11 protein-coding genes are annotated in these 15,669 nt (G+C 51.3%); 9 read left to right on the top strand and 2 right to left on the bottom strand.

What is annotated here, in order from left to right; genetic code table 11:
- From DQX05_RS08845 to DQX05_RS08820, 6 genes are all read left to right on the top strand, one after another.
- Positions 1-1,299 (top strand): efflux RND transporter periplasmic adaptor subunit, encoded by a 1,299-nt coding sequence (locus DQX05_RS08845; RefSeq protein WP_119792754.1) that lies wholly within the window; start codon positions 1-3, stop codon positions 1,297-1,299.
- Positions 1,296-3,146, top strand: a complete 1,851-nt coding sequence (locus DQX05_RS08840) for a hypothetical protein (protein ID WP_119792752.1) — start codon at positions 1,296-1,298, stop codon at positions 3,144-3,146. Before DQX05_RS08845 ends, DQX05_RS08840 begins: the two co-directional genes overlap by 4 nt.
- 260 nt (positions 3,147-3,406) lie before the next feature.
- Positions 3,407-4,369 carry a LacI family DNA-binding transcriptional regulator gene (locus DQX05_RS08835; protein WP_119792750.1) on the top strand — a complete coding sequence of 321 codons (963 nt, stop codon included), beginning with the start codon at positions 3,407-3,409 and terminating at the stop codon, positions 4,367-4,369.
- 187 nt (positions 4,370-4,556) lie between these two features.
- Positions 4,557-5,831 (top strand): ABC transporter substrate-binding protein, encoded by a 1,275-nt coding sequence (locus DQX05_RS08830; RefSeq protein WP_119792748.1) that lies wholly within the window; start codon positions 4,557-4,559, stop codon positions 5,829-5,831.
- Between the two features lie 147 nt (positions 5,832-5,978).
- The gene (locus DQX05_RS08825; RefSeq protein WP_119792747.1) at positions 5,979-6,854 is read left to right on the top strand and encodes a carbohydrate ABC transporter permease; all 876 of its coding nucleotides are present in this window, start codon (positions 5,979-5,981) and stop codon (positions 6,852-6,854) included.
- On the top strand, positions 6,854-7,690 hold the full coding sequence (locus DQX05_RS08820; RefSeq protein ID WP_119792745.1) for a carbohydrate ABC transporter permease: 837 nt from the start codon (positions 6,854-6,856) through the stop codon (positions 7,688-7,690). The genes DQX05_RS08825 and DQX05_RS08820 overlap by 1 nt, the downstream gene beginning before the upstream one ends.
- A 418-nt stretch (positions 7,691-8,108) precedes the next feature.
- On the opposite strand, the gene DQX05_RS08815 is transcribed toward DQX05_RS08820, so the two are convergent.
- Entirely contained in the window at positions 8,109-8,684 is a 576-nt protein-coding gene (locus DQX05_RS08815; protein WP_119792743.1) for a hypothetical protein, read from the bottom strand.
- A gap of 528 nt (positions 8,685-9,212) precedes the next feature.
- Between DQX05_RS08815 and DQX05_RS08805 the strand changes: the two genes are divergently transcribed.
- The gene (locus DQX05_RS08805) at positions 9,213-11,117 is read left to right on the top strand and encodes a sensor histidine kinase (RefSeq protein ID WP_119792740.1); all 1,905 of its coding nucleotides are present in this window, start codon (positions 9,213-9,215) and stop codon (positions 11,115-11,117) included.
- 93 nt (positions 11,118-11,210) lie between these two features.
- On the opposite strand, the gene DQX05_RS08800 is transcribed toward DQX05_RS08805, so the two are convergent.
- Positions 11,211-12,596, bottom strand: coding sequence for a YjiH family protein (locus tag DQX05_RS08800; RefSeq protein ID WP_119792738.1), 1,386 nt, complete (start codon positions 12,594-12,596; stop codon positions 11,211-11,213).
- Between the two features lie 400 nt (positions 12,597-12,996).
- On the opposite strand from DQX05_RS08800, the gene DQX05_RS08795 reads away from it, so the two are divergent.
- Together DQX05_RS08795 and DQX05_RS08790 are read left to right on the top strand one after the other, a co-directional pair.
- Positions 12,997-14,568: a response regulator transcription factor gene (locus tag DQX05_RS08795; RefSeq protein ID WP_119792736.1), complete on the top strand. Its 1,572-nt coding sequence runs from the start codon at positions 12,997-12,999 to the stop codon at positions 14,566-14,568.
- A gap of 161 nt (positions 14,569-14,729) precedes the next feature.
- A complete protein-coding gene (locus tag DQX05_RS08790) occupies positions 14,730-15,668 on the top strand; it encodes an ABC transporter permease (RefSeq protein WP_119792734.1) in 939 nt (312 codons plus the stop codon).
- Position 15,669: the final 1 nt, after the last annotated feature.

Genomic DNA, 15,669 nt, shown 5'->3' with positions numbered 1-15,669 from the left:
ATGAGACAGAGTAAGAAGATCCGGCGCAAGCGCTGGTTCGGCATGATGGCCGGCATCGCCGCCTGCGCCGTGCTGCTCGCAGCCTGCGCCAGCCAACCGGAGAATGGGGCGGTGCCTGCGGATGCGAAGCAAGCGGCTCCGCTCGTGAAGACAGCCATCGTGAAGCTTGAGAAAATCGGCATGCCGGCCGAGCTGATCGCCGAGATCGCGCCTTCCGTCTCCATGGACGTGACGGCGAAGGGAGGCGGCGAGGTTACCGCCGTCCTGAAGAAGCGCGGCGATCGGGTGAAGCGCGGAGAGGTCATCGCCCGGCTGGATGACTCCGCCGCCCACATGAAGAAGAAGCGGGCGGAGTTGGCCATCCGCAGCGCCGAGAGTCTATTGGAGCAGACAGAGGAGAAGGATCGGATAGGCAAAGAAGAGGTGAAGCAGAGCATTACGAAGCTGGAGCGGGAGATCGAGCAGCAGACGAAGGAATTGAATCGGCTCAAAAACGGATATGACGAAGGCACGGTAGAGAAGGCAGCCGTCGATCAGGCCGAGCTGCAGCTGAAAAATTCGTCGATCGATCTCGGTGTATGGAAGATGAAACTGGAGGCGGCGGAGCATAGCGATTCGAAGGCAACCGCCCGCGAACAGCTCGATATGGCGAAGCTGGAGCTTCTGGAGGCGGGGATGGCTATCGATGAGGCCCGGATTGCTGCGCCGACAGACGGGATCCTGACTGAATGGACGCCGCAGCCTGGCATGATGCTGAGCCAGGGAGGGACGATGGGCCGGATTGTGCAGCTTGATCCGATCCTCGTCCGGGCCAAGCTTCCGGAAGACCTGCTGCCGCTGGCGGAAGGAAAGAGCTCGCTTGCCTTTTATGTATCCAATAGCCCGGAACAGACCTATAAGGGCTCGCTCTCCTATCTGTCCGAGGTGGTGGACACGCGCACCCGAGCCTATGATGTGGAGCTGCGGGCCGCGAACGGAACAGGGGCCCTGAAGCCCGGCATGAAGGTCCGCATCCGGCTGGAGACGGAAGCGGAGCGCCTCGTGCCGGCCGTTCCGGCAAGCGCGGTCATCCGTGACGAGAGCAAGACGTTCGTCTTTGTCTATCAGGACGGCAAGGCGGTCCGGCAGGAAGTCGAGCTCGGCCCGCTGCAGGGGACGCTCTATGCCGTGACGGGCGGACTGAAGGACGGAGATACCGTCATCGTGACAGGGCAGCACCGCCTGAAGGAGAATGAGCCGGTATTGGTGGAGCCGCCATCCGCCAAGCCGCAGCAGCCAGAGAAGGGGGAGAACCAATGAAGCCGAAGACGAAGCGGAGCTTGAAGCGAATCACGGTCATAGCATGGGCGATCAGCTTGCTTGCCATGGCGATGACGGGGGCGGTGCCGGTACCGGGGCTGTCCGGTACGGCGGAAGCGAAGGGGCGGAGTAGCGGGAAGGCCACGCCCTCGTTCGCTTCGATCCAGACGGACGCGGCCGCCTTCATGAAGTCTGCCCACGGCATCGAGATCACGGTGGAGCGGGTCATCTACGGACAGCGGGACAACGGGCGTCAGGTGGCAGCCGTATTCCAATTGAAAAATAGTTCCGGCAAGCGGGTCCGCATCCCCGACTATGAGTTGGCCGTCCGGATGGCGTCCGGGGCGGAAGCCGCCATGGAGCCGAGCGCCGGCAGCCCGCGCTTCCTCATGCCGGGCCAGACCGCGGAGTGGCGCTGGATGAGCCGGACGCTGGCTGAGGAATCCGATCCGGTCCGGTTCATCTGGAAGGAGACGGACCGGGAGGTCTATCCGGCGAAGGTGACCGTTCTCGGCGGAATGCCTATCCGGGACGTATGGGAGAACGACTACAGCCCGATGACCGATCCGGAGATGGTGAAGCCGTGGGGGCAGCCTTTTCAATTAAATGGTCCTGCCGGAACCTCGATGCTCATCTTCACCCCGTTAAGTATCGTGAAGAGCTCGGGCAAGCCGGAACAGACGACGGAGCGGGCGCGAGAGAAGCTGGATACGGTGCACATCGTGACGCTGCGGGTGGAGAATCGCAATAATATAAGCGAGAAGCTCCCCGAGTTCACCTTGACCGCATGGTCAGATACCGCCATCTATGACGCCAAGCGGCTCGGCCAGCCGGCTCCCCCTGCCCTGAAGCCGGGCGAAGCGGTTCAGCTCCGCTATGCCGTCGAGACGGGAGCGAACCGGCAGCTTACTATGCTGCGGGTGCTGATGCCGGAGACGTTCCTGCTCCCCGATGCGTCCGATCCGGCTCAGGCGGTCACGTACCAGGTCGGACGCATTCAGATTGCCGTGCCAAGGCAGGCGGAGGCCTCTGTGCCCCCGACCGATTATAAGCTGCGGACACCGATGAAGTTCTCCTCCGGTTCGGATCTGTTCCCGGAAGGGCTGAATATGTCCATCGAGGAAGATACGATGCTGGTGAACAAGGAGGCCGGCTTCACTGCGCTGCTGCTTCGGTTCAAGCTGGAGAACAAGAGCGGATCCTCCATCATCCCGCCGCCGTTCCATGCTGAACTGGAGGGCGGAGACGGGACGCGGTATGGCGGGGAGCGAATCGGCACGCCGGTGGCCGAACCGAAGGCGCTCATCCCGAATGCCGCCATCGTCGAGTCGCATCTGTTCATTTTGCCGGAAGGCGAGACGGGCAAGGATCTGCTGCTGCATCTCGTCGATAACCGGGAAGAGAAGGGGTACCCGGTCGTCCTGGATACCTTCCGCTTCTCGACGACGCTGGATAACACATCTGATCTCATTTACGACATGTACCCGTTCCGCCTGAAGATCGACAATTGGGATGGCAAATGGATCCGGGACCCGATGACGCAATCGGACAGCAGCTCCTATGCGTTGAAGCTGAAGCTCTATATCGACCGGGCGCGGCAGGTAATGGCCGATGCGAGCCTGTCCCAGATCCGGCTGGAGCTGGCGGATCACGGCGGCCGCGTGCTGGGAGCGAAGCAGTTCTCACTCGTCGACGAGCCGCGCCTGAGGGACGGAGAGCAGCATATCTACTTCGAGAATATCGACATGGCGAGCGTCAAATATCCGGTGATGGTCAATTTCTACGAGACGCTCGATACCCCGTACGGTCCGGTCAAGCGGTTCCTGGGCAGGGTACTTCGGAATTAAGGAAGATTACCAAATACGAGAGAGCATCGCCGAGGCTGCAGAACCTGAGAAGGTTTTGCAGCCTTTTTGAATGGAGAGAACGGACCGATCATCCCTGTCCATAGCAGCGGCATGAAAAAAAGAGTGTATTCTAGTAAAATGGTTTAGTAAAATAGTTAATAATGCAATCCATAAATGTTAACCATGCAGCCAGGAGGGGGAGGGGTTCGCCAAAAAATCGGGTTCATCGATAAAACGAGTGCTGTAGGAGGGAAAGCGGCTTGAAGAGCAGATTGAAGGAAATTGCGGAGCTTGCGGATGTATCGGTCGCCACGGTGTCCAACGTATTGAATGGCCGTAAAAATGTAGGACCAGCGACCCGGGAGCGAGTGCTGAAAATATGCATGGAGAAGGGATACTATTCAAGCTCTTCGAACAAGGCGGTGAGCAGCAGCACCGTAATGTTCATTTTCAGTGATTTTGATCGGGAATATTACCTGCAGATTACTAAAGGAATTAACCATTGTCTGACGGAGAATGGCTATGATTTGGTTATTTGCACGAATAAGTCCAGTCAAAAATTTATGCGCAATAACTTCGCCTGCGGGATGATCTGCCTGGATCGCCATATGAGCGATGAAGTCCTGATCGAATATGCGAAGCCCCATTTCCCGGTCGTCTTGATGGATCGGATGATTGCCCACGATTACGCGAATACGAAAAGCGTCGTCGTCGATAATTATCCCGTCATGGGCGAGATGGTTCAAGGGCTGGTGGACAAGGGATACAGGCGGTTCGGCTATATCGGCGGGGTCGACTTCACACTGGACCACAAGGAACGCTTTGCGGCCTTTACGGAGACGCTTCACCACAATGGCCTGAGCTTCGATTCGCGTCATTATTTCCATGGCGATTACAGCGAGACAAGCGGGTACCAAGCGGCGAAGCTTATCATTCTCAGCAATGAACTGCCGGAAGTGCTCGTCTGCGCGAATGACCATATGGCGCTCGGCGCGTTCAAGGCATTCGAGGAAAATAAGATCAAGGTCCCCGAAGACATTGCGGTGACGGGCTTCGACAACACCGACGCAGCGATGATGGCGGGGCTGACGACGATTGCGATTCCGCGGTATGAATGCGGTTACTTGGCGGCGAAGGAGCTGCTTGCGATGATACGCGGCCAGGCGAATCGGGAGCCGGTGAAGCTCAATGCAACGATTCAATGGAGAAAAACAACGAAATAAGTAAAAATATATAGTTATTTTATCTGATTAAGAGTTAAAGTTTATCTAAAGAATATAAAAACATCAGATTATTTCACTTATTTTTTATTGCATTCACACAAAATATCCGTTAAGATGGGTTTGTAAGCGCTTAACTACGAAGTATTCATCTTGAGAAGTATTCATCTTAATCGGGGAGGCGTAAGAAATGAGTAAGAGAAAATACATTACGCGAACGCTTAGCTTGCTGACCGTGCTGGCCGTGATTACGGCGCTTGTAGGTTGCGGCAGCGGAACGGACAGCAAAAATGCCAATCCTTCCACGGATTCATCGGGGCAGGAGAAGCTGACGAAGATTACGATTTTCCAATCCAAGGTTGAGATCGCAGAGCAATTAGAGAAATTGGCTCAGAAATATACAGAGGAAACCGGGAATGAAGCGGAAGTATGGGGCGCTGCCGGCGATAACTATACAACGCAGCTGCAGGCGAAGCTAACGAGCAACCAAGGGCCGTCCATCTTCAGCATTGGGCCGGGAACGGAAGCAGAGAAGTTCAAGTCTTACTTCTATGATATGAGCAATGAAGGGTATGCCAAAAATGTAGCGCCGAATATGGCGCTGGAAGTGGACGGCAAAGTGACGGGCATGCCGTATGGCGTCGAAGGCTACGGTCTGGTGTACAACAAGGATCTCGTCAATCCTTCCGAAGTGACGGACCTGGATTCCTTTACCAAGACGCTGGAAAAGTTCAAGAACGAAAATATTAACGGTCTTGCTCTTTCTCAAGAAGCGTATTTCCTCATCGGCCATATCATCAATACGCCGTTCGCTTTGCAAGCCGATCCTCTCGACTACATCAATAAGCTGAACAATGGCGAAGTGAAGATGGCTGACACGAAGGAGTTCCAGGAATTCGCGAAGTTCATGGATGCCATCAAGACCTATGCGAAAAATCCGATGGAGATCAAGTACGATACGCAAATGGGTGACTTCGCAACCGGCAAGACGGCGATGGTGCACCAAGGCAACTGGAGCTTCTCGATGCTGAAGGACTTCGGCGACTTCGGCTCCAACATCGGAATGATGCCGCTTCCAATTGACGGCAACAAGAAGCTGACAGTAGGCGTCGCAAGCTACTGGGTTGTCAACGGGACAGCCGATGAAGATGAAATCACAGCTGCAAACGCTTTCCTGGATTGGTTGTTCAATAGCGAGACAGGCAAGAAAACGATTGTAGATGAGTTCCAGTTCATTCCGGCCATGACGAATATCGAAGCAGGCAACATGGACCCATTGTCTCAAGCGGTATATGAAGCCACTCAGAGCGGGGAGACGTTAATGACGCCGCACACCTACTTCCCGGCCGGCATCATTACCAATGACCTTACGCCGGTAGCCCAGGAATTCTTCTTGACCAAGGAGATGACAGGAGAGCAGTTCCTCAAGAAGCTGGATGAGGTCTGGGCCAAGGCGGCCAAATAACCGGATACACAGCTTGAAAACAAAAAGCCTAACCCATGGGTTTACATGCATGACCGTGTTAGGCTTTTTGTTATTCGGACTCTCGTCATCATGTTCCAGCGTGATAGGGCGGCTGGCTCCAACTTTACCGGAAAGAAGGGATAAACCATGAAGAAGCGGAAAGACCGGCTATGGTTTGCCTTATTTACGCTTCCCCTGCTTTTTATCTTTACGACCGTCGTCGTCATACCGTTCCTGTTCGGTATTGCTTATTCGTTCGTGCAATGGGATGGCATTCCGGCCAATCCCAAAGTGTTCGTCGGGCTCGACAACTATATTCAACTGTTCCAGGATGAACGATTCCTGGCATCGGCATGGCACACGCTGAAATTCACGGTTCTGGCCGTGCTGATCGTCAACATGTTCGGTCTTGCTTTCTCTCTCTTTGTCACCACAAAGCTGCGAGTGCGCAATCTCGCCCGTACGATGTTCTTTATGCCGAATCTGATCGGCGGACTCATTCTAGGTTATATTTGGCAGTTTATCTTTACCGATGCGATGGGCTATATCGGCGAGAGCACGGGGCTTACCAACGTATTCTTTAACTGGCTCCTCGACTCTCAATTTGCCTTGTTCGCCCTGGTTGTCGTGTTCACTTGGCAATTTGCCGGATATACGATGATTATTTATGTGGCCGGTCTTCAAGGCGTACCGGATGAGCTGATTGAAGCCTCGAAGGTGGATGGAGCGAATTGGTGGCATCGCCTCACCAAGATCATGCTTCCGCTCCTTATGCCGGCGTTCACCATCTGTCTCTTCTTGACGTTGTCTGGCGCGTTCAAGATTTATGACGTGAACTTGAGCTTAACGCGCGGCGGTCCGAACAATGCGACCGAGATGTTCGCGATGAATATTTTCAATGAGATCTTTGCCTACGGCAATTACGGTCTCGGACAAGCGAAGGCCGTGCTCTTTTTCCTTGTCGTAGCGGTATTTACCCTGACTCAGGTATTCCTGACGAAGAAAAGAGAGGTGCAGTACTAATGAAGAAAACGAGCAAATGGCTGCTTGAACTATTGCTTCTTCTGCTGGCTGTCCTCTTTTTGTCGCCGATCTATTTGATGCTGGTCAATTCATTCAAAAACCGTGCGGAGCTGTATGAGAACGCGCTCGCTTTTCCGACTTCATTCAGCTTCCAATACTATAAAGAGGCTATGGAGAAAATGAATTTCTTCACCGCCTTCGGCAATTCGCTGTATGTCACGCTTGTCTCCGCCATCCTTGTCATTGTGCTGGCATCGATGACAGCCTGGATGCTGGTTCGGACCGACAATAAGCTGAGCAAAATCATTTTCATGACCTTGGTCGCCACCATGCTCATTCCGTTCCAGACGCTGATGATGCCGTTGATGCAGGTGATGGATTGGATTCGCACCCATCTCCATATACCGATGCTGAATACCCATGAAGGCTTAATCTACATGAACGTAGGCTTCGCCTCGGGGATGGCGGTCTTTCTCTATCACGGATTCATCAAGTCGATCCCGATCGACCTGGAGGAAGCGGCGACCATCGATGGCTGCAGCAAGTTCGGGGTATTTTGGAGAATCGTATTTCCGATGCTCAAAAATATTACAATTACCGTAGCCATTCTTAACGTAATTGCCCTGTGGAACGATTACTTGCTTCCATCCCTGACCTTGGCGGACAAGGGGCTGAGAACGATTCCGCTGTCGACCTTCTACTTCTTCGGCGAGTTCACGATCGTATGGAACCAAGCGATGGCTGGGCTGACGCTCACGATCATCCCGATTGTCATCTTCTATATTTTCGCGCAGAAGTATATTATTAAGGGGATTGCCGCGGGTGCGGTGAAATAGAAGGACGGGCTTGGATAATAGTTCCCTTGCCACGGGTACCGTTCAATAATACAAGTGCAATTCAGCACCTTGACACCTTCCAATGTATCCCTTAAAGTGAAGCTTTAAGGAGCATGATTGTTCCTAAAAAAGCCGGAGATCCTCTACCGTATAAGTGAGGGACGAAAAAAGGTAGAATGGGTAGCTTATGCTACCCTTATTTTTTTAGGAGAATTGAACTGCCGAAGAAGCAGCACCTGCCAGTAGTGGAAATAATAGTAACCAATAATAAAAATGAGCCGTCGAAATCGTTTCGCGGCTCATATTACTTTATGCCCGAATAAATATGTTTAACTTCATAAATTCTAAGCAACTGGAGCAGCTCTCATCTTAGCAACCACCTCCAATATCGTGGACGAACCAACCACCTCCACCAATATCACCCGGCGACGACACTCCTGTAATACTGAACAAGAAAAGAGCCATGGATATTGTGATTCATACTCAATAGGATATTTATGAAACATTCTTTATGTTCTGCTGAAGCCTGCTTTTCATGTTCTTGAAATGAGACAACGGCCATTCCTACACGATGCATATTTTTAAGATTCAGCGCCATTTTCAAAGAAGCAGCGTTATAATCGAACCCGGTATCATATTGTCCGCATCTGAAATAGTACTGACTCAAAGCTTGTGTCAGCCGCAGCTTATGCTTCAAATGAAACGGATCTTTTCGGGATAACAGGTCGTCCACATAGCTTTTATACTTTTCCAGGTATCCTCTCGCTTCGATGAGCGCATTGTTGCTGAGGTAACTGTCTAAGGCAACCGGGAGCACAAGAAGCGCTTGAGGGCCCTTCAGCATACCCATAAGTTCTTCGATTGGTTCGATCCGTTTCATTTCAATAGTAATATAGAGCTCGTTACATTTGGACAGCCAGGCATAATGATCTCCATAGCTACTATACGCTTTAGTTGCTTTTAATGCGCCTCCGAAGTTTTTCATCCCTTTCAAGGCGACTGACTCATACAACCAGCTTTTTGCTAATCGTAGAACAATCGATTCCCGCGGCTTCCGCCAACTCTTTTTGCTTCCATCCCTTCTTGATAAGTTCCTCTTGTAAATATTGTCGGAGTATTGGTGCCAAATGATAATCGAATACCATTTTATAGATCCCCCTTGTTCCTATAGTTCATTATATGTATTGGTGAAATAATGTTTGTTTAATTTTCAATTAATGGATATTTTTGAGGTGGTTTCTTTTAGTATAAGCCAGGATGTATAGAATATTGAATTGATATTTGGTTTAATTTTAATGCAGTATATATCATATTTTAGAGAAAACTGTTGAAAGCTCGGCGGCATATCCTCTCACTTTACGCGCCTAAAGCAGCCAGTTCTCAACTAGGAAACTCTCTTATATGCTAATTAATGGACCTCATCAACCGGATATAGCGATTATGGTATGATAGAAGATGCGTAAACCGATTACATGGTGGATGGGCCGCGGATCACGCAGTCGAATAAAGGAGAGGCATCAGGATGCTCAAGGCAATCAAACAGATATATATGAAGCACTTCAAGAAAAAGCTGTTCATTAAGCTGATTGTCGTCTACTCGATTATTGCCGTCGCTTCTCTGGTTACGCTGTCCGTGTCGGCGTATCAATTCTTCGTCCATAACAACGTCAACAATGCGTTGTTCGATCAACAGCGGAATGTGGATTCGATCAACCGCTTTCTTGATCAGAAGTATGATACGGCCCAGGCTATCATTCAGCAAGTATACCAGGACACCATTCTCGTGAAGGAGACGGTTTATTTGCTCAATGAAGGGCTGGAGGAGTTCATCCGCTATCGGCTGGACAGCTTCAGTTCAAGCAACGGATTCTATATCCGGAATATGCACGATTTCTTCTCTACGCAGTTCGTCAAGGATCAAGATCTGCAAAATATCAATTTGATTAGTCAGAAGAAGAAATTTGCCTATATCTACTATAAAGGCGGATTCTATCGCGGCTACTTCGACTGGAGCGAGAACAGCCAGGCGCAGCAACTATGGCAGAATAATCGTTATGCCATTCCGAACAAGCGATACTCGCCGGAGATGGAGAACTCCCATTTCCCGGCCGGTACGGACCACGACATATCACAGAAGCCCATCGAGGAAATCGTGAATGTGCCACCCTTTGAGCCGGAACAGACGACCGACCCGCTCTCTCTTCTGAGTGTAACCAATCGGATCAGCAATCCCGAGACGCTGGCGACGGCCGGAGATATTACAATTGACTTCAACGCCGCCGGAATATCACGGCAGATTGGCGAGCAAATGCCGGGTGAACAATGGCTCGTGCTTGATTCCAACCGCCACACGGTCTACCATACGGAACGTTCGCCGCTTCCGGTCGCCGAGCAATATTACAGTGAATTGCTGTCTATGCCGCGCAACAAGTCGGAACAAGTGAACCTGAACGGACAGAAGTCATATGTCATGGTGTCGGAGACGAATAAATTGGGACTTGTGGTCGTCAACGCCATTCCGGAGAAAGCGATTACCGACCGGCTGTCGGGAATTCGAAATACGATTGGCATTATTACTTTGCTATGCATTATAACCGTTCTCGTGGCAACCTACTTCTCCGTGCTCCATCTCTCGCGCCGTACGCAGACGGTCATCAAAGGGATGAAGAAGGTAAGAGAGGGCTATCTCAATACGAAGCTTCCGGTGGATCGGGAAGACGAGCTTGGGCTTATCGCGCTCAGCTTCAACCAAATGTGCGAAGATTTGCAGCAGTATATCAATAAAGTCTATAAATCGGAGCTCAAGCAGAAAAATGCGGAGCTGGTAGCGCTTCAGTCGCAAATCAAGCCTCATTTTCTGTACAATACGCTGGAGGTTATTCGGATGAGGGCTATCTCGCAGGGCGCGAACGATGTCGGCGATATGATCTATAATCTGGCCTCCATGTTCCGGCATATGGTGAAGGACAAGACAACGATTACCTTAAATGAAGAGATAGAAAATTGCCGCCGTTACTTGGAACTGACCCGAATTCGTTACCGGGACAAGCTGCAGTACTCCATCTATATGGATGAGCGTCTGGGCGGGTATAATATCATGAAGCTCTCGGTGCAGCCTATTATCGAGAACTACCTGGTCCACGGGCTCGGGCTGGACCGGACGGACAACCATATTATCATCGAAGTAGAGTCTGGTGAAAAGGACTTGGTGATTCGGATTGCCGACAACGGGAAAGGGATCGAGTCTGAGCGGCTGCAGCAGATTCAAAAGGAACTGAAACAGTCGACCATTCAGGAGCATGGTTCATTGGGGCTCAAAAATGTCCATGACCGCCTGCGGATATTGTATGGAGACGAGTACGGGATTAAGGTGGAAAGCGTTCTTGGTTCCGGCACGACGGTCACCATTCGGGTGCCTTTGAATTGACGAAGGGTTACCCGGTTCCAAGACAAGGGCCCTAATCATGGAGAAGCTTGGGGGAATCTCGCAAGATAGGGCCATATCGCATGTGAGTATTATTTAAAATAGAAGATGCGCGATGAGCGCGATAATCGGTAATGTAAGCAAGGTACGGAGCAGGAAAATGACAACCAGATCCTTGAAGCTAACAGGCAGCTTCGAGCCTAGCAGCAATCCGCCGACCTCAGACATATAGATGAGTTGGGTGACGGACAATGCCGCAATGACGAAGCGGGTCATGTCGCTTGTAATGTCGGAGGCCAGCACCGTAGGCAGGAACATGTCCGCGAATCCGACAAGAATGGTCTGGGAAGCCGCTTCCGCTTCAGGAATACCGAGCAACTGCAGCAGCGGAATGAATGGCCAGCCGATCCATTTGAAGATTGGCGTGAATGTGGCGATGGCCACAGCCAGTGTGCCGATGGCCATGACAACAGGGATAACGCCGATCCACAGGTCGACAATGTTTTTGCAGCCGTCCCGAAGGAAGGAGCCTGCTCCCCCGTGCTGGCGCGCCTTGCCGACGGCTTGGTGCAGCCCCCAACGCCAAGGGCTCCATGCGGCTGGGATGACCTCTTCTTCCGCAGGGGTGGCGTCGGGTGAATACGTGTCCGGCTTGCGCGACAACGGCGGAATGCGCGGCATGATGACGGCTGCTACCATCCCGGCAAAGGTTACCGTCGCATAAAAAGGAAGAAACATATGCCCTAGCCTGACATTGCTCAGCACGATGAAGCTGAACGTAATGGATACAGCCGTAAATGTCGTGCCGATGACGGCGGCCTCGCGCTTCGTGTAGTATCCGGATTCATATTGCTTGCTCGTCATCATGACGCCAATGGTGCCGTCTCCAAGCCAGGATGCCATGCAATTGATAGAGGATCGTCCCGGCAAAGTAAAGATGGGGCGCATAACCCGGGTCATGAGTGTGCCGAAAAACTCAAGCAGGCCAAAATCGACCAACAGCGGCAGCAGAAGTCCCGCCAGCAAGAAGACAACGAACAAGCCGGGAATAAGACCGGAGAGCAGCATGCCTCCCGTGTCCTCTGACCATATCCATTCTGGCCCGACCCGGAAAAAGGTAAGTATCGCAAATATGACCCCCAACGTCCGTGCGGCGAACCAGAAGGGAGAAATGTTGAACAGTGCATTCCATAGCGGCATATCCAGCAGCTTGACCGGTTTCAACCAGCGGGTATATGCGGTTCCCAGCCAGGCGAGCACGATGATGATTGTAACCGCTGCCGGGAGCCAGGGCGCAAGCCCTTGTGTGAGCGCGTTGGTCAGGAATGCAATGGGCACGGTCACTTCTCCGTTCCACGGGACGGGAATGACGAAGAGAAACAACCCGATTAAAGAAGGAATGGCGAAATGCAGCACCCCTCTTAGATTCAATTGCGGTGTGTGCGGAAGTTTTTTTTGCGTATTGTCGTTCTTGGTTATCATATATGAATAATTCTCCTTGGATTACGGTATAATTATGCAACATTGTTTACTTTATTACAAATAGAGGCGAAATCCAAGAGTAGATTGGGTGACAAAAAGTGGTAGTGCAGTTGGGTGAGAGCCCATTCAAATCTCCTGTATTTTTAATTATATCCTCCAAATCATTCATTACAAGGTTATTTTTGGAGTTTGTGATATGCGAATTCGTGGGCGCTTTCAAACGGGCCTGCCGAGTTATGGTATGATAATCCGGGACAAGCAGCAGTACTCCATCGAAATGGATGAACGTCCGGGCGGTTATAATATAACGAAGCTCCTGGTTCAGGCCAGCATTCAGGAGCACGGCTCATTGAGGATGTGCCTTTGAATCGACGCTGGGAAGTGGTTAAGGGGGGATACGATGTACAGTGTATTTTTAGTAGATGACGAACCATTTATTATAGAAGGCTTGCAGACAATTCTGGAATGGAACGATTACGGGCTAAGCGTAGCGGGAACGGCGGAGAATGGGGAGGATGCGTGGGAGAAGCTGCAGGAGCAGCCGGTTGATTTGATTATTACCGACATTATGATGCCGCGTATGACAGGCCTCCAACTGATTGAGAAAGTGAAGGAGACTCATCCCCAGACCCGGTTCATTATATTGAGCGGCTATAACGAGTTCATGTATGTGAAGGAAGGCATCAAGTTGGGTGTCGAGAACTACTTGCTGAAGCCAATCAATATTGAAGAGTTCCGCTCCACGCTGGAGACGACTGTGCAGAAGATCGACCAGTCCCGGGTTCATCGGATGGCGGAGCAGCACAATCGGGATATTTTGCGTGACAATGTGCTGTACCGTTGGCTGCGTGATCTCATCCATCTGGAAGAATTGCAGCAGCGGGCGGACCTGCTTGATATCCGTTTTATCCATCCTTATTATATGGTCGTCTTGGTTCGCCCCGAGCCACGAATGGATCATGAGGCGGATTATGATAAGCAGGAAGAGGTCGTTAGTCACGCAAGACGCCTGTTGACGCAGGCGAACGGCGGATTTTGCGTCCCGGAATGGGATGGAGAAGCCGCGATCATTTTCGGTCTGTACCGGAGCGTGGAGAAGGAAGAGCTGATGGGCCGGCTGCGAGAATGGAAGCGGGAGGTAGAGGAAATGCTGAGCACCTCCCTGCAAATTACGCTGGGGAGCGTCCAGGAAGGATATGCCCATGCTTCGGCAAGCTACTTGCACGCGAAGCGGGTCCAGCCTTATCATCTTGTCCGTGCAGATGACGAATGGGTCGACGCCGATGAGATCGCCGATTATCGCTCGTCCCGCCCGGCAGACGTGCAGCCGGAGACCGAGCCTTACGTGAAGCTGCTGTACGATCGGGACAAGGAGCTGCTGCGGAAGCAGCTGGAGGCCGATTTCGAGCAGCTGTCGGCGACGACAGGGGTTACGCCGCGGGATATTCGCAACTTCGCCGTCGAATTGCTTATCGCCTGGAAGCAGTCGGTCAAGGATACCGCCCACTACTTGTTGGAGGAGGAGCGGGACTGGTTCGACGATGTCTATCATATTCAGACGCTGGAAGTCCTGAAGGATCATGTGCTTCAGGTCGCCTATAGAATCATGGAGCAACTCGCGGAGCCGGAGCATATGAGTCCGGTCATCAAGCAGGTGCTGCATGATATTCATGCCCGGTATGCAGAGGAACTGTCGCTGAAGACATTAAGCCAGGTGTATAATATTAATCCGGTTTATTTAGGGCAATTGTTCCAGAAGGAGGTTCAGTCCACCTTCTCCGATTATTTGAACAAGACCCGCATCAAAATGGCGAAGGAGATGCTCGTTAATACGACGCAGCGCATGACCGATATTGCCTCTAATGTAGGTTACTGGGATAAAAGTTATTTCTATAAGCAGTTCCGGAAGTACGTCGGCGTTTCCCCCAAAGAATACAGAGAATTTCATGTAAACCGAAATGAAATCGTATAAAATACATTACTGGGAAGGGGTTCCACGGTATCACATGAAAATGTGGCATCTGTGAAAGCCCTTCCTTTATTTTGTACACCAAATCTAAAGTTTGTTGACTATTGTAAGCGCATCAATTGGGGTACGCTATAGTTACAACATAGCAACGGGGGATGAATCTGATGCAATCCATCAAGAACGTTTTTCGGAGCTTAAACCGCAACTGGATTTTCCTCGTCATGGTTCTTCCGGGAGCCTTGTGGTTTTTGTTCTTCTCCTACCTGCCGATGTTCGGGACTGTTATCGCTTTCAAGGATTATCGTTTTAGCAGAGACGGCTTCCTTGCCAGCTTGCAGCAAAGTGAATGGGTAGGCTTCAAAAATTTCGAATATCTTTTCGGTACCAATGACGCATATGTCATTACGCGCAACACAATTTTGTACAACATGGTGTTTATCGTGCTGGGTCTGGTCGGAGCCGTGGCGATGGCTATCATATTGAGCGAGATTGTGAACAAGCGGCTGGCGAAGATATATCAGACCGGGATGTTCCTTCCTCACTTCTTGTCGTGGGTCATCGTCGGTTATTTCACGTTCAGCTTCCTGAGCGTCGACAAAGGGGTACTGAACCAATTCCTGACTTGGTTAGGAAAGGATCCGGTCTCCTGGTATTCCGACACCACGTATTGGCCTTATATTCTCGTCTTCCTCAATCTGTGGAAAGGAATCGGGTATTCCAGCGTCGTCTATTTGGCCGCCATTGTCGGGATTGACAAGACTTATTATGAGGCTGCGATGATTGACGGCGCCAACAAGTGGCAGCAGATTCGCCATATTACGATACCTGCGATTACGCCTTTGATGATCATTCTGACATTGCTGGCCATCGGCAGAATCTTTTACGCGGATTTCGGGTTGTTCTACCAGATTCCACGCGACTCCGGTCCGTTGTACAGCGTAACGAACGTTATCGATACGTACGTATACCGGGGACTGAAGGCAACAGGCGAAATATCGATGAGTACGGCTGCAGGCTTGTATCAGTCGCTGGTCGGATTCATTCTCGTTATGACATCGAACTGGATTGTGCGTAAAGTGGACAAGGACAACGCGCTGTTCTAAG

The organism is Paenibacillus thiaminolyticus (assembly GCF_003591545.1).
In the GTDB taxonomy this organism is placed as follows: Bacteria; Bacillota; Bacilli; order Paenibacillales; family Paenibacillaceae; genus Paenibacillus_B; species Paenibacillus_B thiaminolyticus_A.
This window is presented reverse-complemented; position numbering and strand designations above follow the sequence as displayed.

Excerpts from the sequence above, each read along its gene's own strand:
- DQX05_RS08820 (WP_119792745.1), top strand. The coding sequence starts at position 6,854 with ATGAAGAAAACGAGCAAATGGCTGCTTGAACTATTGCTTCTTCTGCTG.
- DQX05_RS08825 (WP_119792747.1), top strand. The coding sequence starts at position 5,979 with ATGAAGAAGCGGAAAGACCGGCTATGGTTTGCCTTATTTACGCTTCCC.
- DQX05_RS08845 (WP_119792754.1), top strand. The coding sequence starts at position 1 with ATGAGACAGAGTAAGAAGATCCGGCGCAAGCGCTGGTTCGGCATGATG.
- DQX05_RS08790 (WP_119792734.1), top strand. The coding sequence starts at position 14,730 with ATGCAATCCATCAAGAACGTTTTTCGGAGCTTAAACCGCAACTGGATT.
- DQX05_RS08840 (WP_119792752.1), top strand. The coding sequence starts at position 1,296 with ATGAAGCCGAAGACGAAGCGGAGCTTGAAGCGAATCACGGTCATAGCA.
- DQX05_RS08830 (WP_119792748.1), top strand. The coding sequence starts at position 4,557 with ATGAGTAAGAGAAAATACATTACGCGAACGCTTAGCTTGCTGACCGTG.
- DQX05_RS08795 (WP_119792736.1), top strand. The coding sequence starts at position 12,997 with ATGTACAGTGTATTTTTAGTAGATGACGAACCATTTATTATAGAAGGC.
- DQX05_RS08805 (WP_119792740.1), top strand. The coding sequence starts at position 9,213 with ATGCTCAAGGCAATCAAACAGATATATATGAAGCACTTCAAGAAAAAG.
- DQX05_RS08800 (WP_119792738.1), bottom strand. The coding sequence starts at position 12,596 with ATGATAACCAAGAACGACAATACGCAAAAAAAACTTCCGCACACACCG.